This window comes from Xanthomonas cassavae CFBP 4642 (assembly GCF_000454545.1).
GTDB lineage: Bacteria > Pseudomonadota > Gammaproteobacteria > Xanthomonadales > Xanthomonadaceae > Xanthomonas > Xanthomonas cassavae.
In genome coordinates, this window is the sequence record NZ_CM002139.1 from 358,623 (window position 1) to 359,439 (window position 817).

Here is an 817-nt window from a genome sequence, read left to right on the forward strand (position 1 = left end):
GGCCGCCATCGCCAATGTCTGCTGTTTCATCGGTCGTTCCGATTTGAAGGAAGGGGCATATTTTCTCCGATAGGGACCGACTTGATCAGCGTTGCCTTAAGGCTATCAACGCTGTCGATAGTGCTCTCACGGAACAGAAGGAGATGCCCTAGCTCATGAGCAAGAGTGAAGGTTTGGCGTGCCTCCACGCTTTCCTTTCTCACCACGATGATTGGATACGATGAGTGGTAAAGGCTAAATCCAATTGTTGGATGTGCGCTTGGAATTTGCCATTTTCCAGCATATCCATTGGTACGGAACACAAGAATGCCGCGCCGTTCAATCGCAGCGCGGTACTGCTCGAACGAGCTTTCATTCTGAATCCCAAGCCACTCTCTCGCTTGGCGTGCAGCCGAGCTTGGGGTAACTCCGACTAGGTCTGGTGGATCGAATTGGATTCTTTCTTCAGCGTCGATTTCGTCGAGAAGATCGATGTAGGCTTCTCGCTGCCACTCCGCGAGTTGAATAATGCGCTTGATCTTCTGGTCGAGATTGCGCTGCTGATTCAGGATGGTACGGAACTGCGGACTTCTGATTTGCTGTGGCTCGGGCACTCCTTGTTCCAAAAAGAACAGAGGCGTCCGTCCAAAGTACTTTCCGAGCCTCTGAAGTTGGATGAAGGTCAGGCCCGTCTGACCTTCCATTGCACGGGTCAGGGTTCGCGCTGAGATGCCCACGTCGCGGGCTAGGGATGGTCTGATCAACGCAGCCGGAAAACGAAACACGCCACATCCGCCGCGCTGAGGGCGCTCAACCCCCCGGTTTTTTGCCGTTTTCG

Annotated in this window: 1 protein-coding gene; it reads right to left on the minus strand. The window is 53.7% G+C overall.

Annotation, left to right across the window (positions count from 1 at the left end; genetic code table 11):
* Window positions 1-26: 26 nt before the first annotated feature.
* On the minus strand, window positions 27-817 hold a 791-nt coding region (locus XCSCFBP4642_RS0101550; RefSeq protein ID WP_160170349.1), incomplete at its 5' end, for an ImmA/IrrE family metallo-endopeptidase.